Origin of the sequence: Pseudomonas tritici (assembly GCF_014268275.3) — a bacterium.
Classification (GTDB): Bacteria; Pseudomonadota; Gammaproteobacteria; order Pseudomonadales; family Pseudomonadaceae; genus Aquipseudomonas; species Aquipseudomonas tritici.
This window is the reverse complement of the sequence record NZ_CP077084.1, coordinates 1,195,567-1,212,072: the sequence shown is the minus strand read 5'-3', so window position 1 is coordinate 1,212,072 and position 16,506 is coordinate 1,195,567. Positions and strand designations below refer to the sequence as shown.

Genomic DNA, 16,506 nt, shown 5'->3' with positions numbered 1-16,506 from the left:
CGACGAGACAGCAAGGCCAAGGGAAGCGGTTACGCCCATGGCCTTTTTGCTTTCGGCGACAAGCCTTGGGAAGTAGGCGAACCAAAGTGGGGATACGGAGGACGTTCATTTGCACCCATTGATCAAACCAGTTTGCCCTTAGGAGTTCCCAGCATGTCGATCAACGTCGAAGATTATTTCGCGCGCGCCACCTTTGACAAAATGAAGGCGTTCGCCGACAAACAGGAAACCCCATTCGTGGTGATCGACACCGCGATGATCAGCCAGGCCTACGATGACCTGCGCGCCGGTTTCGAATTCGCCAAGGTCTACTACGCAGTCAAGGCCAACCCGGCCGTCGAGATCATCGACCTGCTCAAGGACAAAGGTTCGAGCTTCGACATCGCCTCGATCTACGAGCTGGACAAAGTGATGGACCGTGGCGTCAGCGCCGACCGTATCAGCTACGGCAACACCATCAAGAAATCCAAGGACATACGCTACTTCTACGAGAAGGGCGTGAGCCTGTTCTCTACCGACTCCGAAGCCGACCTGCGCAACATCGCCAAGGCCGCGCCGGGTTCGAAAGTGTATGTGCGTATCCTCACCGAAGGCTCGACCACGGCTGACTGGCCTTTGTCGCGCAAATTCGGCTGCCAGACCGACATGGCCATGGACCTGCTGATCCTCGCCCGCGACCTGGGCCTGGTGCCTTACGGCATCTCGTTCCACGTTGGCTCGCAACAGCGCGACATCAGCGTATGGGACGCGGCGATCGCCAAGGTCAAGGTGATCTTCGAACGCCTGAAAGAAGAAGACGGCATTCACCTCAAGCTGATCAACATGGGCGGTGGCTTCCCGGCCAACTACATCACCCGCACCAACAGCCTGGAAACCTACGCCGAAGAAATCATCCGTTTCCTCAAGGAAGACTTTGGCGATGAACTGCCGGAAATCATCCTTGAGCCGGGCCGTTCGTTGATTGCCAACGCCGGTATCCTGGTCAGCGAAGTGGTGCTGGTCGCGCGTAAATCGCGCACCGCCGTCGAGCGCTGGGTGTACACGGACGTGGGCAAGTTCTCCGGCCTGATCGAAACCATGGACGAAGCCATCAAGTTCCCGATCTGGACCGAGAAGAAAGGCGAGATGGAAGAAGTGGTCATCGCCGGCCCGACCTGCGACAGCGCCGACATCATGTACGAAAACTACAAGTACGGCTTGCCGCTGAACCTGGCGATTGGTGATCGTTTGTACTGGCTGTCGACCGGCGCTTACACCACCAGCTACAGCGCGGTTGAGTTCAATGGGTTCCCGCCGTTGAAGTCGTTCTACGTGTAAGCGTACTGCCAATAAAAAACCCATGACGTGTCATGGGTTTTTTTATGAGTAAAAATCATCGAGCTTCGCGGACGAGCCACAAGCGCAAGATATAGCTTGTGGATTCTTGAATCTCATACCTCATCTCGTACCGGACCACTAAAAGCCCTCTTACATCGCGTGGTTCGAATTCTTCGACTCGCTCACCTAGACGTAGATTAGTCAGCAAACTCGTAGGTGCTTGGGACAGAGACTGCACGGTGCGTGCCGCAGCCTGTCGATTGACTACAGCGAGGAAGTCGAAAAGCCGAGCCAGGTCTGATAAGGCTCTACTAGTCCACTTCAACTCCATCAACGCGGCACCGGCAACGGCGTATCGGTGCTCAAACTGTCAACCCAAGCTTGCACTGCCTGCTGGTCAATCACACGACCAGCGTCAACATCGGCCATAGCCTCCCGCGTGAGCCGGCTGCGCTCCTCTTCAAGATCAACCCAATCGGCGAGGGCTTGCTTGACGATCCAACCTCAAGAACGATCCATTCGCGCCGCCATCTGATCGACCTTTTGCGCCAGCGCCGTGGGGACGTGAGCTGTCAGTACTTTGGTGTCCGCCCCCATAAACCCTCTCTCCGCATCGATGCGAGATACATGATTAAAACTGAATCACACCTAATCATAGTGATTTACGCTCGGACAACAACCTCAATGCTCGGCCGCTCATCGTTTAATCGAGCAATTTGCACCTCAAACTCCTCTGCTACGGAGTGGATCTCTGGTTGCTTTGCTTTTAAAAGCGCTTTATGCGCCACCCGCAAAAACCTCAGATTCCCGCCCGCCAACGCCTTGCGCAACCACACTAACGCCGCATCGATCTGGCCTCTGTCCGCCAGCACCGCCGCGTAGCTGAACTGCCCGCGAAAATCCCCGCCTTCGGCTGAGCGTCGGTACCAGCCCACGGCGTATACGTACCGTCCTACACCCGCTACGACGTTCTTGGCCAGCTACGAGCTGACCAAGAACGTCGACCTTCAATTGAACGTGCAAAACCTGACCGACAAGGTTTACTACGACAAGGCATTCTCGACCCACTTCGCCAACCAGGCGGCCAGTCGTACGGCACTGTTGACCACCAGCTTCCACTTTTAAACAGCAGCGCCACGCAGCAAAAAGCCCCACGCATCGGATGCGTGGGGCTTTTGCGTGTTACACAGAATGTTTCTCGACAAGCCACGGCATAATGCGCGCCGTGCCCTACATATTCAGATAGACGAGGCGGTCAGACGTGTTGAAGAAAACCCTGTTCCAGTTGCACTGGTTCTTTGGCATTACTGCCGGGCTGGTGCTGGCCTTGATGGGGACCACCGGAGCTGCGGTCTCGTTTCAGGATGAGATTCTGCGGGCGCTCAACCCCACGGTACTGAGCGTCGAGAAACGCGAAGCGGGTGTGCTGCCGCCCGCCGAGCTGGTGCGCAAGCTGGAGGCCACTGAAGGCAAGACCGTGTCCATGCTCTGGGTGGAAAGCGAAAGCGGTAACGCTGCACGCGTGTTCTTCACCCCGCCGCCCGGCGAGCGCCGTGGCCAGATGCGCTACTTCGACCCCTACACCGGCGACTACATGGGCGACGCCGTCGGCCAGGACGCGTTCGGTTTTATCCTGCAACTGCACCGTTTCCTGGTCATGGGCGAAACCGGCCGGCAGATCACCGGCGCCTGCACGCTGATCCTGGTGTTCTTCTGCCTCTCCGGCTTGTACCTGCGCTGGCCGCGCCAAGTGGCGAGCTGGAGGGCCTGGCTGACGTTGGACTGGCGCAAAAAGGGGCGCAGCTTCAACTGGGACCTGCACTCGGTATTCGGCACCTGGTGCTTGCTGGCCTATCTGCTGTCGGCGCTGACCGGGCTGACCTGGTCCTACGACTGGTACAGCCAGGGCCTGACCAAACTGTTGTCCGACGCGCCTCACAATGAAAGGGTTCGCAAGCGCGGCCCGGCGCCCGACGGTGCGGCGCCAGTGGCCAACTACGACGCAATCTGGAGCAGTATCTACAGCAACGCCGGCCCAGGTTTGAGCGCCTATAACATCCGCATGCCAGCGGTCGCGGGGCAACCCGCCACGGTCTACTACCTGCTGAGCAACTCGCCCCATGACCGCGCGCTGAACCAGATCAACCTGGACCCGGCCACCGGCGAGGTTAAATCCCACGACCAATACGCCAGCAAGACGCTCGGCGCCCAATTGCTGACCAGCGTTTATGCGCTGCACACCGGCAGCTACTTTGGCCTGACAGGGCGGATTATCCTCACGGTCAGCTCATTGCTGATGCCGTTGTTCTTCATCACCGGCTGGCTGCTCTACCTGGACCGTCGTCGCAAAAAACGCCAGGTGCGCGATGCACGGCAAGGGCTCACGGCCAATACCAGCGATGCCCCGGCCTGGCTGATCGGCTTTGCCAGCCAGAGCGGTTTTGCCGAACAACTGGCCTGGCAGACCGCCGGGCAACTACAAGCGGCAGGCTTGCCGGTGAAGGTGCAGCCCCTGGGCAGCGTCAGCCAGGATGACCTGCGTCAGTCAGAAAATGCGTTGTTCGTGGTCAGCACCTTCGGTGACGGCGAAGCCCCCGACAGCGCCCGTGGTTTCGAGCGCAGCGTGCTCGGCCAGGACCTGTCCCTCAAAGGCCTGAACTACTCGGTACTGGCCTTGGGTGACCGCCAATACGAACACTTCTGCGGTTTTGCACGGCGCCTGAGTTTCTGGCTGACCAACCAGGGCGGCAACCCCCTGTTCGCGCCCGTGGAAGTGGACAACGGCGACACCACCGCCCTGCTGCACTGGCAACAACAGCTTGGACAACTCACAGGCCACGCCCCCGTGGCAGCCTGGCCGACCGCCCAGTACGAAAACTGGACGCTCAGCCAACGCACCCTGCTCAACCGCGACAGCAGCGGCTCGAACGTGTATTTGCTGGGCCTCACCTCGCCTTCGCCGCAAAGCTGGCAAGCCGGTGATCTGGTGGAAGTGCTGCCACGCAATTGCCCCTGGGCCATCGAACACTTCCTCGCCGGCCTCGGCCTGGCCGGCAGCGATGGCGTATTGATCGACGGCATGCCGCAGTCCCTCAACCAAGCGCTGGCCACGCGCCAACTGCCGGACAACCGCACCCACTTGGTCGGCCTGCACGCCCAGGCCCTGGTGAACGCGCTGGTGCCCCTGGGCATGCGCGAATACTCCATCGCCTCGATTGCCAGCGAGGGCGTGCTGGAGTTGATCGTGCGCCAGGAACGCCACCCCGACGGCAGCCTGGGGTTGGCCAGTGGCTGGCTCACCGAGCACGCCGCCATCGGATCAAGCGTCAGCCTGCGCCTGCGTCGCAACAGTGGCTTCCACCTGCCGGAGGCACCGGTGCCACTGATCCTGCTGGGCAACGGCACAGGCCTGGCAGGCCTGCGCAGCTTGCTCAAGGCGCGGATTGCCGATGGGCAGCAACGCAACTGGCTGCTGTTCGGCGAACGTAATATCGCCCACGACTTCCTCTGCCAGGACGAATTGCAGGGCTGGTTGGCCAGTGGTGATCTGGCGTTGCTGGACCTGGCGTTTTCCCGCGATCAGGCAGAGAAAATCTATGTGCAGGATCGCCTGCGTGAATCGGCCGATGTGCTGCGTAAGTGGCTGGCGGATGGCGCGGCGATTTATGTGTGCGGGAGTTTGCAGGGGATGGCGGCTGGGGTGGATCAGGCGCTGGTGGATATTCTCGGCAGTGAAGCCGTAGAGCGGTTGATCGAGCAAGGTCGCTACCGCCGGGATGTCTACTGATCCCTCATAGACGATGAGATCAATGTGGGAGCTGGCTTGCCTGCGATAACGATAGTGAATTCACGACCGCTATCGCAGGCAAGCCAGCTCCCACAGTTTTGATTGCACTCCAAGTCAGGCTGGTTGGAGTTTTTGCTCAAACACTGATACGCCATCCAAGTCCCGTAGAACCACGGTCAACTCCGCCGTCTGCCCATCAATCTGCACCTCGCCAAAAAACTGGAACCCGGCAAACGGCGAGGTGTTTTGCGCCGGTGGTGCCTTCTCGAACACCACCTCGGGCCCAAAGGTTTTATCCAGTGGATTAGGCCCGAAACTCCCTGCGTTCAGTGGCCCGGCGACAAACTCCCAGAACGGCTCGAAATCCTGGAACGCCGCGCGATCCGGGTGGTAATGATGCGCGGCGCAGTAGTGCACATCCGCTGTCAACCACACATGGTTGCGCACCTTCTGAGCCCTTAAAAAGCCCAGTAATTCGGCGATTTCCAACTCGCGACCTTGCGGCGCACCCGGGTCGTTGTTGGCGATGGCTTCCCAACGCGCTACACCGGGGCTCACTTCACCGTCAGGCACGCCAAGACCGATGGGCATGTCGGCGGCGATCACTTTCCACTGCGCCTGGGACGCCTTGAGTTCGCCCTTGAGCCAGTCCAATTGCTCACGACCGAGGAAGGGTTTTTCACCGCCCAGGTTGTCATCGTTGGGGCCACGATAACTGCGCATATCCAGCACGAACACATCCAACAATGGACCGTAACTGAGCTTGCGATAAATCCGCCCGCCGCCATCGGCGCCTTGCCGGCGCATCGGGGAATATTCCAGCCAGGCCTGGCGCGCGCGGCCGACCAAGGTGTTGATGTCCTTGGTCTGATAGCGCTCATCGAGCTGCTTGCTCGGCGACCAGTTGTTGACCACTTCGTGGTCGTCCCACTGCCAAATCTGCGGCACCTCGGCGTTGAAGCGACGCACGTTTTCGTCCATCAGGTTGTAGCGGTAATTGCCGCGATATTCATCCAGGGTTTCAGCGACTTTGCTCTTGGCTTCGGTGGTGATATTGCGCCAGATACGCCCATCTTCAACCTTAAGCTGCGCCGGCACCGGGCCGTCGGCGTAGATGGTGTCGCCGCTGTGGATAAAGAAGTCCGGCAGGCGCAGGCGCATGGCTTCGTAGATGCGCATGCCGCCGATGTCCGGGTTGATGCCGAAGCCCTGGCCGACGGTGTCGCCGCTCCACACAAACCGAATATCACGGCGCTGTTGCGGCACGCTGCGCAAGTGGCCGAACCAGGGTTCGCTGGCAACACCGGTCTGGGCGTCTTCGAAATGCACACGGTAGAAAATCGCCTGGTCGGCGGGCAACCCGGTGAGTTCGACGCGGGCGGTAAAGTCTGTGCGGTTGTCGGCCAGCGGAGAGATGAATTTGCGCGGGTTGCTGAACACGCTGCGGGTGTCCCACTCCACCACCATGCGCGCGGGTCGGTCGCTGCGGCTCCAGATCATCGCGCGGTCGCCGAGCAGGTCGCCGGACTGCACACCGTCAGTGAGTTGCGGGCGGTCCTTGACTGAGGCGATCACTGCCGGCGCCAGGCCCGGCAACAACAGCCCGGCGCCGACAGCTTGCATCACGCGGCGGCGGCCTAGATCGAAGTGGCTCATGCAGGTGCCCTCTTGAGGATCAAAAGGGAAACTAAACCACGGCGGCATGAAGCAGATATGACACCAGCCCCACAGACAATGAAGATCAAATGTGGGAGCTGGCTTGCCTGCGATAGCGGTGTATCAGTAACAAATTTGCAAGCTGACCCACCGCTATCGCAGGCAAGCCAGCTCCCACACTTTTAAACCGAGTCAGGCCTTGGCAGGTGTCATCTCCAGTTCGACCGCTTCAGGGCGCTTGATCAACGCGTAGACCAAACCGGTCAACAAACTACCCGCAACAATCGCCAGCAGATACAGCAGCGCATGGTTCATCGCATTCGGGATGACCAGCACAAACAACCCACCATGGGGCGCCGCCAGTTTGCAGCCGAAGTACATCGACAGCGCGCCGGTCAGGGCGCCGCCGGCGATGCTGGCCGGGATCACGCGCAGCGGGTCCTTGGCGGCAAACGGGATCGCGCCTTCAGAAATAAAGCACATGCCGAGGATCATCGCCGCCTTGCCGGCTTCGCGTTCGGCCTGGGCGAACTTGCGTCGCGCCAGGAACGTAGCGATGCCCATGCCAATGGGCGGCACCATGCCGGCGGCCATGGTCGCCGCCATCGGCGCACCGCTGGACGCCGCCAGCAAGCCGACCGAAAACGCATACGCCGCCTTGTTGATCGGCCCGCCGAGGTCGACGCACATCATGCCGCCCAGCAGGATGCCCAGCAGCACCGCATTGGTGGTGCCCATGGTGCTGAGGAAGTCAGTAAGGCCCGTGAGCAGACGCGCCACCGGTGGGCCCACCAGGTAGATCATCGCCAGGCCGGTGAACAGGCTTGCCAGCAACGGGATGATCAGGATCGGCTTGAGCGCTTCCAGGCTTTGCGGCAATTGCACCGCACGCGAGATGAACTTGACGCAGTAGCCTGCGAGGAAACCGGCGAGGATGCCGCCGATAAAACCCGCGCCCAGGGTGCCCGCCAACAGGCCGCCGATCATCCCCGGCGCAATACCAGGACGGTCGGCAATCGAGTAGGCGATGTAGCCCGCCAGCAGCGGCACCATCAGCATGAAGGCGCGATCGCCGACGGTTTTCAGCGCAGCGGCGAGGGTGCCCTCTTGTTCAAACGCGTGAATACCGAACACGAACGACAACGCAATCAACAACCCGCCCGCCACCACCATCGGCAACATGAACGACACGCCGGTCAGCAGGTGTTTGTACACACCGGTTTTTTCTTTCTTGGCCACCGCGCCGCTGGCCGCGCTTTCCACGGCACCTTCGGCGAGGGCCTTGTTGAGGGTGGCTTCGGATTGCTTGAGGGCAATACCGGTGCCGCAGCGGTAGATCTTCTTGCCGGCGAAGCGCTCGGTGGCCACTTCAATATCGGCCGCCAGCAGCACCACGTCGGCATTGGCAATAGCTTCCGGACTCAATGGCGTGCGTGCGCCGACCGAACCCTGGGTTTCGACCTGCAAGTCATAGCCCAAACGCTTGGCCGTCTGCTGCAAGGCTTCGGCGGCCATGAAGGTGTGGGCGACGCCCGTTGGGCAGGCAGTAATCGCGACGATGCGCGGTGTATTTTTGGCTACAGGTGCAGCCGCAACGTAGACCTGCGCCTCTTCGGCGCCGCGACGCAACACGGCGTCGACATCCGCCAGCGCCTGGGCCGGGGTACTCTGGAACACGCGCTTGCCGACAAACCGTTGCATGTCGACAGGGGTGCTGCTGACCAGCAACACCCACTCAGCGTCGTCGATTGTGGCCTGGGACAACTGGCGTTCCGGGCGCTGCACATCCACCACCTCAACGCTGGTGCTCCAGCCCTGGCGCTGCGCGGCAGCGTCCAACAAGCGGGCGCACAGCACACTGGTGACCATGCCGTTCGGGCAGGCAGTAACAATGGCTAACTTCATCACAAACCCTCTTATTGTTCTGTCAGCGTGCGTACGTGTACGCCGCTTTCGAGACGCGCCAACTGCGCGTCATCGTTGATGCCAAAACCAATCTGCGTAACCGCCATGGCGGCAATCGCCGTGGCCCGGCGCAGGGTGTGCTCCGGCGTATCGCCACTGAGCACACCGTGCAGCATCCCGGCCAGCAGCGAGTCGCCGGCGCCGACGGTACTGGCGACCGTCACCTGTGGCGGCGTGGCATGCAGCGCCCCGGCCGGGCTGTACCAGGTCACGCCGGCGGCGCCGTCGGAAACCACCACATGCTCCACGCCCTGTTGATGCAACTGGTTGATGGCGTCCGTGGCATTACCCAAGGCTTCGGCCAGCTCTTCGGTGTTGGGTTTGACCATCCATGGGCCAGCCTTCAAGCCAGCGCGCAGCGCTTCGCCACTGGTGTCCAGGGCGACTTTCAAACCGAGCGCCTTGAGTTCCTCGAGCAAGCCCTGAAACCATTGCGGGCTGACGCCGCGCGGCAAGCTGCCGGCCACCACGACCGCATCGAATTCAGGGCCGATCATCGCCACCCTCTTGAGCAGTTCTCGTTGCGCTTGCTCACTCACCACAGGCCCCGGCGCATTGATGTCGGTAACCCGGCCGTCCTGTTCGGCAATCTTGATGTTGCTCCGGGTTTCGCCCGGCACGCGAATGAACGCGTCGCCAAACCCACGGCTGGCAATCAGTGCATCAAACGCCGCGGGGTTTGCCGCACCGAGAAAACCACCCACGCTCACGTGATGGCCCAAATCCGCCAGCACCTGCGCCACATTCACGCCCTTGCCGGCGGCATGGGTGAGCACGGTTTCGCTGCGGTTTACTTCACCCGGTTCCAGGCGCGCCAGGCGTACCGTCAGGTCCAACGCCGGGTTCAGCGTCAGGGTCAGAATCCTTGCCATCTACACGGCCTCCACTAGGGCACGCACTTCGGCGGGCGAGCCCACCGCGAGTGCTTTTTGCGCCAGGCCCTGGGCCTCGCTCAGACTGAATTCGCGCACGCGCGCCTTCACTTCAGGAATGCTGCGGGCCGACACGCTCAACTCATCCACCCCCAGGCCGATCAACACCGGCACTGCCAGCGGGTCCGCTGCCAACTCACCGCACACCCCCACCCATTTGCCATGGGCATGGGCGGCGCGCACGGTGATATCGATCAGTTGCAACACCGCCGGATGCAGGCCGTCGGCCTGGGCCGACAAGGTCGGGTGGCCGCGGTCGATGGCCAGGGTGTACTGGGTCAGGTCGTTGGTGCCGACGCTGAAGAAGTCGACTTCCTTGGCCAATACCGGCGCAAGCAAAGCGGCCGATGGCACTTCGATCATGATGCCCAGTTGCAGGTCGGCCACCGGGATTTCCAGGCGCAGGCGCTCGGTCATGTCGCGGGCCGCGCGCCATTCGTCGACGCTGCCGACCATGGGGAACATGATGCGCAGTGGGCGGTTGTCCGCCGAGCGCAGCAATGCGCGCAATTGCGCTTCCATGATCTGCGGGCGTTGCAAGGTGAGGCGAATGCCGCGCACGCCAAGGAAAGGGTTTTCTTCTTGGGCAATCGGCCAATACGGCAGCGGCTTGTCACCGCCTACATCAAGGGTACGAACGACCAATGGGCGACCACCGAGGCCATCGAGCACGCGGCGGTACTCGGCTTCCTGGGTGGCTTCGTCCGGCGCTTGCGGGTGGGCCATGAAAATCAGTTCGGTACGCAGCAAACCGATGCCTTCGGCGCCCTGCTCCACCGCGCTGGCAACGCCGGCGCTTTCGCCGATGTTGGCGAATACTTCCACGGCGTGGCCGTCACGGGTCAATGCAGGTTCATGACGCTGCGCCGAAGCGGCTTGCAGGCGTTGCTCACGGGTGTCGCGCTCAACCGTGGCGCGCTGCAGGGTGGCAGCGTCGGCGTCGACATGCAGGCGACCGCGTTGGCCATCCAGCAGCAACGGCGTACCGGAGGCCAGCAGCAATACGGCGGGACCCGCACCGACGAGCGCGGGAATACCGAGGGCACGGGCGACGATGGCGCTGTGGGCGGTAGCCCCACCACGGGCGGTGAGGATACCGGCGACGCGCGAGGGATCAAGCCGTGCAACGTCGGACGGGCCGACTTCGTCCATGACCAGAATGTAAGGTTCACTTGGCGCCTGAACCGCCTCAACGCCGCACAATTGCGCCAGCACGCGTCGGCCGACATCACGAAGGTCAGCCGCACGTTCGGCGAGCAAAGCATCCTGCAACGACTCCTGCTGCTTGGCGGCGGCTTCGATCACGCTCATCCACGCCGCTTCGGCGCTCTCGCCTTGCTTGAGGCGGGTGTCGACTTCGTCGGTCAGTTCCGGGTCGTCGAGCATCTCCTGGTGAGTGATGAAAATCTCGCGGATAGCCTTGGATTGGCTGCGTTCGATCAGGCCGTGGATATCACCGCGCACCTCGGCCAGGGCGCTTTGCAGGCGCTGGCGCTCAATGGCCGAGGATTCGCCGCGCAGCGGGTAATCGAACGTCTGCTGAACCTGGATATGCGCAGGGCCGATGGCGATGCCGGGCGCGGCGGCGATGGCCTGGACCTGGCTGCCGGCCAGCGGCGCGCTGAGCACCGGCTCAATGTCGAGGACTTCGGGCTGGGCGCTCAGGGTCGGCAGCGGCTCAACGTCTTCGCCGAGACCCTCTTCCACCGCCGCCAACAGCGCAGGCAGTGCATCGCCAGCAATCGTCGGCTCGGCGACAAACTCCAGCACCTGGCCGCGACGCGCGCCGAGGCTGAGCAGTTTGCTCAGGCTTTTCACCGACACGGCGCCCACCGGGCCACCGACGATACGCACGCGAATATCGCCTTCAAAACTTTTCGCCAATTGCGCGAGGATCTTCGCCGGGCGTGCATGCAAGCCGTGGGCGTTGGCCAAGGTGATGCGCGCGCTTGGCCAGTCTGGCGGCAGTTCGCCGCCGAGCACTTCAAGCACCGCGCGGCTGCTGGTGGCGCGGCCGAGTTCCTGGCCGCGACCTTCAATCAGCAAGGCACACAAGCGCTCAAGCAGCGTCTGGTGGGCTTCACCCAGGCTGGCCAGGCAAAACAGGCCATTGAGCGGCTGGCCGAGGTAACGCATGGGTTTATCCGGCGTGACAAACGCCAGGCCCGGGCGCTTGACCGTTTGCTCGCTGTGCAACCACCACAGGCCATCGCCCAGGGGCAGTGCGTCGACCTGCTGCAGGACGGCGGCGAAACCGTTGCTGACACAATCGGCCTGGCGCAACAGGCGGGCGCCGCGCCACACCAACTCTTCGAAATCATCGGCGGACACGCCCAGGCCGATCATCTGCGCATCCAGTGCCAACTCCTGCGGCGCACCTTGCAGCAGCTTCAGCAAGGCTTCGGCTGTGCCGGCACGGCGCAGTGCCTGGCCCAGATCGGTTTCGCCAAGGGCCCGGGTGAGCAGTTGCAACAGGCGCAGGTGTTCGTCGGATTTAGCGGCAATGCCGATCGCCAGGTACACGATCTGGCCGTCACCCCAGTCCACCCCTTCGGGGAACTGCAGCAGGCGCACACCGGTAGAAAATACGTGGTCACGGGTTTCGGGGGTGCCATGGGGGATGGCAATACCTTGGCCGAGGAAGGTCGAGCCCTGGGCTTCACGGGCTTGCAAACCGCTGAGGTAACCCTCGGCGACCAGGCCATCGGCCACCAGTTTTTCAGCGAGCAGGTGCAAGGCAGCAGATTTATCCACAGCCACCTGGCCCATGGAAATCTGCTCTACAGTGAGCTCAAGCATGCCGTTCTCCTAGTTAGTGCGGTGGCGCACTAGGTATTGTTTTAAACAAACAGTGTAAGGGGTGTTCATCAATACTGACTGAGCAGTCAATTGGCAGTAGCTACTCAGACGCGATCTTCGTAAAAATACGCTGGCTGAAACGTTTAATCTAGACTTTATGGAAGACTACGCGTTAATTGCTTGTCCTTGAAGAACCGCTCGGCGCTTGAGCCAGGACATTGGTCGTGTACAGGAATCGGTTACGATTGGACAAAATGTCGGGGCAAGCGCCAAAAAACAAGGAAATCCCGGTTTGAAACTCAGTGATATCGCACGTCTCGCCGGTGTGTCCGTGACCACCGCCAGCTACGTCATCAATGGCAAGGCCGAACAGCAACGCATCAGCAACGCCACCGTCGAACGGGTGCGTGCTGTCGTCGAAGCCCATGGCTTTACCCCCAACCCCCAGGCCGCCGGGCTGCGCAGTCGGCACACGCGCACCTTGGGTTTTATCCTGCCCGACCTGGAAAACCCCAGTTACGCACGCATCGCCAAGCTCCTGGAGCAAGGCGCACGGGCGCGAGGCTATCAGTTGCTGATCGCCAGCTCCGACGATGACGCCGACAGCGAGCGCCAATTACTGCAACTGTTCCGCGCCCGCCGCTGTGATGCGTTGTTTGTGGCCAGTTGCCTGCCGGCCAGCGATGACAGTTATCGCGAGCTGCAAGCCAAAGGGTTGCCGGTGATTGCCATCGACCGGGTGATGGGCGCGGATCAATTCTGCTCGGTGGTCAGCGACGATCGCCAGGCGTGCCAGCAATTGACCAGCAGCCTGCTGCAACCGCTGCCCAAGCAGATCGTGCTGATCGGCGCACGGCCCGAGCTGAGCATCAGCCAGGAGCGTGCCGCTGGTTTCCGTGAAGCACTCGAAGGTTTCACCGGCGAGGTCATCGTCGAACACGGCGAAGCGTTCAGCCGCGACTGTGGCCGACAGTTGATGGAGCAACTTCTGCGTCAACTGGGGCATTTGCCTGACGCGCTGGTGACCACGTCCTACGTGCTGCTGCAAGGCGTGTTCGACGCGTTGCATGACTTCCCACTCAAATCACGCCCGCTGCGCCTGGGCACGTTTGGTGACACCCAGTTGCTGGACTTCCTGCCGCTGCCGGTCAACGCCATGGCCCAACAACATCAGCAGATCGCCGAAACCGCCCTGCGCCTGGCCCTGGCCGCTATCGAAGAAGAGCAGTACCAACCTGGCGTGCACGCCATTGGCCGGACGTTCAAGCAGCGTATTCACGAGGCCTGAGCGTGGAGCTGATCGACACCCACACCCACCTGGACTTTGCGGATTTCGACAGCGACCGCCGGGACGTCCTCAGTCGTAGCCGGGCATTGGGTGTGCGCCGCATGGTGGTGCTGGGGGTGTATCAGCAGAATTGGCAGCGCCTGTGGGATCTGGTGCAAGCGGACGAAGGTTTGTTCGCCGCCTTTGGCCTGCACCCGGCGTACCTCGATGAGCATCGCCCCGCCGACCTGACGGAATTGGGCGACTGGCTGACTCGCCTGCACGGCCACCGGCAACTGTGTGCGGTCGGTGAGATCGGCCTGGATTACTTTCTCGAGCAACTGGACCGCGAACGCCAGCAGAGCCTGTTTGAAGCTCAACTGAAGCTGGCGGTGGACTTCCAATTGCCAGCGTTACTGCATGTACGTCGCAGCCACGCCGCGGTGATCGCCATCCTCAAGCGCATCCGCCTACCCCGTGGCGGCATCATCCATGCGTTTGCCGGCAGCCAAGAAGAGGCCCGCGAGTACATCAAGCTCGGCTTCAAGCTGGGTTTGGGCGGCGCCCCTACCTGGCCCCAGGCCCTGCGTATGCACAAGGTATTGGCGCAACTGCCGCTCGACGCGGTGGTGCTGGAAACCGACTCGCCCGATATGGCACCGGCCATGTTCCCCGGCCAACGCAACAGCCCCGAGCACCTGCCAGCCATCTGCACCGCCCTTGCCGAGCGCATGGGTATCAGCTCCCTATTGCTGGCTGAGGCGAGCACACGCAATGCGTGCGAGCTGTTCAATTGGTAGGTTCGGCGTGATCCCTTGCAGGTCCAGCGTTATCTGCTGGCGGTAACGGGCATAACGCAACGCCAGGAAATGCACCAGCAGCACCACCAGCGAGACGTTGAACTGGCCAATCACACTGATCAGCCCCAGCCACTCCGCGACCAGCACCACAATCAACACAATACAGGTCAAGACCACCATGCTTGGGCGCACCAGTGCCCAATGGTCCAGGGACTTGAACTGACGCAATTGCCGGGGGCAGTTCAATCGCAAGATCCACTGGCAGTACGGGCAATCGAATGGCTCTTCGATAGCAATGGCATTTAATTGCCAAGGCTTGAGTTCAAAGGTGATGTTGCAATGGGCGCAGTGCCCTTTGATGCCGATTGCAGCGGTCATCGCTGTGCCTCCCCAGAACTTGAAATCGAGTGAAAGAATTTTCACCCATTCAGGGGGCCAGAAAAGGGACGCCGGAAAATCAGGACAAGCACCACGCCATCCAGCGATAAATCCTACGTCCAGGTCTTACACGCGAAACGCACCGATCAATTGCTTCAACTCGATCACCTGCATCGATAACTGCCGGCTCGCCGCTTCGGTCTGATGCGCGCCCTCGGCGGCATATTCGCCGGCCCGATTGATTGCGACGATATTCTGGTCAATATCGTGGGCGACGGCCGTCTGTTGTTCCACGGCGGCAGCGATCTGCTGGTTCTGATCGACGATCATGCCCACGGCACCGAGGATATTTTCCAAGGCCTGCTGGACCCTTTCCGACTGCTCCACGGTGCCATTGGCCATTTCATGGCTGCTGCCCATGGCCTTCACGGCGGCCGACACACCGCTGTGCAAGCGGCTGATCATCTGTTCGATTTCTTCTGTGGAGTCCTGCGTACGCCGGGCCAGGGTGCGCACCTCGTCGGCCACCACAGCAAAACCACGCCCCTGCTCACCGGCCCGCGCGGCCTCGATGGCGGCGTTGAGTGCCAGCAGGTTGGTTTGCTCGGCAATGCTCTTGATCACTTCCAACACACTGCTGATGGACTGGCTGTCGGTGGCCAATTGGTTAATCACCCGCACCGACTGATCGATCTCCGAGGCCAGCCGCGCGATGCTGCCCTGCTGGGATTGCACCAGGCTACGGCCACTGACAGTTTCATCGTTGACGCTCTGGGCACTGCTGACCGCCGCCGCCGCACTGCGTGCGACTTCCTGGGCTGTGGACGACATCTGGTTCATGGCCGTCGCGACTTGCTCGATCTGCGTGCGCTGCCCGGACACCGCCTGATTGCTCTGGGCTGAGACCGTTTCCACCTGGCCGGCCTGGAGTTCGACCTGGCCGACGGTGTGCCCGACACGTTCAATCAAGTCATGGATCTTCGCTACGGTGCCATTGAACACCTGGCCCAGGTCGCCCAACTCATCGCGGCTATCCGCGACAAAGGTGACCGTCATATCGCCGGCCGCCACCTTGTCCATCATCGTCCCCAGGCGCCGCAGGGTTGTGCGCGTGGAGGCGTAAAACCCTGCGTACAAATAGAAGATCAGCAGGAACACGACCGTCAGGGCCAGGACCAGCACCACCATGTGCGTGCGGTTCTGCGCCAGGCGTTGCTCCAACTGCTGTCCGAGAAAGGCCAGGGTGGCGTCGTCCAACTGGTAGGTCTGGGCCATCAGCTGGCTGATACCGTCGTAGAAACCCTGCCAGGGCGCGTCAAGGGTTTCGGCCATCACCACCTGCTCCTCAAACAACTCACTGCCTTGCTTCAAGCTGGCGTTACTCGCCTTGGCCAGGCCATCGAGTGCAGTGTGCGCGGCTATGCTGGCGCCCAAGGCATCGTGCAACTTCAAGCCATATTCAGCCTGGAGTTTTTCCAATTGCTGCAACAGTTCGTCAAAGCGCGTACTGGACGACGAATTGAGAAAACCTTGGCCCAGGGAATACGCGCCGATTGCCCGACCTTCACCCAGGGTCTGCGTGACTTGCGGGGTCACGCTGGTGAT

General features: G+C 61.6%; 11 protein-coding genes and 3 pseudogenes. 5 read left to right on the top strand and 9 right to left on the bottom strand.

Translation table 11 applies throughout. The features are described from left to right. Positions 1-153 precede the first annotated feature (153 nt). Positions 154-1,317 carry a type III PLP-dependent enzyme gene (locus HU722_RS05290; protein ID WP_186755062.1) on the top strand — a complete coding sequence of 388 codons (1,164 nt, stop codon included), beginning with the start codon at positions 154-156 and terminating at the stop codon, positions 1,315-1,317. Between the two features lie 55 nt (positions 1,318-1,372). On the opposite strand, the gene HU722_RS05285 is transcribed toward HU722_RS05290, so the two are convergent. The 3 genes and pseudogenes from HU722_RS05285 to HU722_RS05275 form a co-directional block, all read right to left on the bottom strand. Beyond that, positions 1,373-1,648 (bottom strand): type II toxin-antitoxin system RelE/ParE family toxin, encoded by a 276-nt coding sequence (locus tag HU722_RS05285; protein ID WP_083213963.1) that lies wholly within the window; start codon positions 1,646-1,648, stop codon positions 1,373-1,375. Continuing rightward, a pseudogene (locus tag HU722_RS05280) lies at positions 1,648-1,914 on the bottom strand (CopG family ribbon-helix-helix protein). The gene HU722_RS05285 and the pseudogene HU722_RS05280 overlap by 1 nt, the downstream one beginning before the upstream one ends. Before the next feature lie 65 nt (positions 1,915-1,979). After that, positions 1,980-2,255 (bottom strand): annotated as a pseudogene (locus HU722_RS05275) (sel1 repeat family protein); the annotation flags it as partial. Here HU722_RS05275 and HU722_RS05270 point away from each other — a divergent pair. Continuing rightward, positions 2,256-2,442, top strand: a pseudogene (locus tag HU722_RS05270) (hypothetical protein); the annotation flags it as partial. It lies immediately after the preceding pseudogene. Positions 2,443-2,578: 136 nt separating this feature from the next. Next, positions 2,579-5,104 (top strand): PepSY domain-containing protein, encoded by a 2,526-nt coding sequence (locus HU722_RS05265; protein ID WP_065875139.1) that lies wholly within the window; start codon positions 2,579-2,581, stop codon positions 5,102-5,104. A 114-nt stretch (positions 5,105-5,218) separates the two neighbouring features. Here HU722_RS05265 and HU722_RS05260 read toward each other — a convergent pair whose 3' ends face one another. From HU722_RS05260 to ptsP, 4 genes are all read right to left on the bottom strand, one after another. Further along, entirely contained in the window at positions 5,219-6,760 is a 1,542-nt protein-coding gene (locus HU722_RS05260) for an alkaline phosphatase D family protein (RefSeq protein WP_065890528.1), read from the bottom strand. A gap of 192 nt (positions 6,761-6,952) precedes the next feature. Beyond that, entirely contained in the window at positions 6,953-8,665 is a 1,713-nt protein-coding gene (locus HU722_RS05255; protein ID WP_065890531.1) for a PTS fructose-like transporter subunit IIB, read from the bottom strand. 11 nt (positions 8,666-8,676) lie between these two features. After that, on the bottom strand, positions 8,677-9,597 hold the full coding sequence (gene pfkB / locus HU722_RS05250; protein ID WP_065879630.1) for a 1-phosphofructokinase: 921 nt from the start codon (positions 9,595-9,597) through the stop codon (positions 8,677-8,679). After that, complete coding sequence (gene ptsP / locus HU722_RS05245) at positions 9,598-12,456, bottom strand: phosphoenolpyruvate--protein phosphotransferase (RefSeq protein WP_065879631.1); 2,859 nt, start codon at positions 12,454-12,456, stop codon at positions 9,598-9,600. Positions 12,457-12,748: 292 nt separating this feature from the next. On the opposite strand from ptsP, the gene cra reads away from it, so the two are divergent. After that, on the top strand, positions 12,749-13,744 hold the full coding sequence (gene cra / locus HU722_RS05240) for a catabolite repressor/activator (RefSeq protein WP_065875144.1): 996 nt from the start codon (positions 12,749-12,751) through the stop codon (positions 13,742-13,744). Between the two features lie 2 nt (positions 13,745-13,746). After that, complete coding sequence (locus tag HU722_RS05235; RefSeq protein ID WP_065879632.1) at positions 13,747-14,523, top strand: TatD family hydrolase; 777 nt, start codon at positions 13,747-13,749, stop codon at positions 14,521-14,523. On the opposite strand, the gene HU722_RS05230 is transcribed toward HU722_RS05235, so the two are convergent. Together HU722_RS05230 and HU722_RS29170 are read right to left on the bottom strand one after the other, a co-directional pair. Continuing rightward, positions 14,470-14,901: a hypothetical protein gene (locus tag HU722_RS05230; RefSeq protein ID WP_065875146.1), complete on the bottom strand. Its 432-nt coding sequence runs from the start codon at positions 14,899-14,901 to the stop codon at positions 14,470-14,472. The genes HU722_RS05235 and HU722_RS05230 overlap by 54 nt on opposite strands. A gap of 126 nt (positions 14,902-15,027) precedes the next feature. Further along, entirely contained in the window at positions 15,028-15,732 is a 705-nt protein-coding gene (locus tag HU722_RS29170; protein ID WP_405045949.1) for a methyl-accepting chemotaxis protein, read from the bottom strand. Positions 15,733-16,506 lie beyond the last annotated feature (774 nt).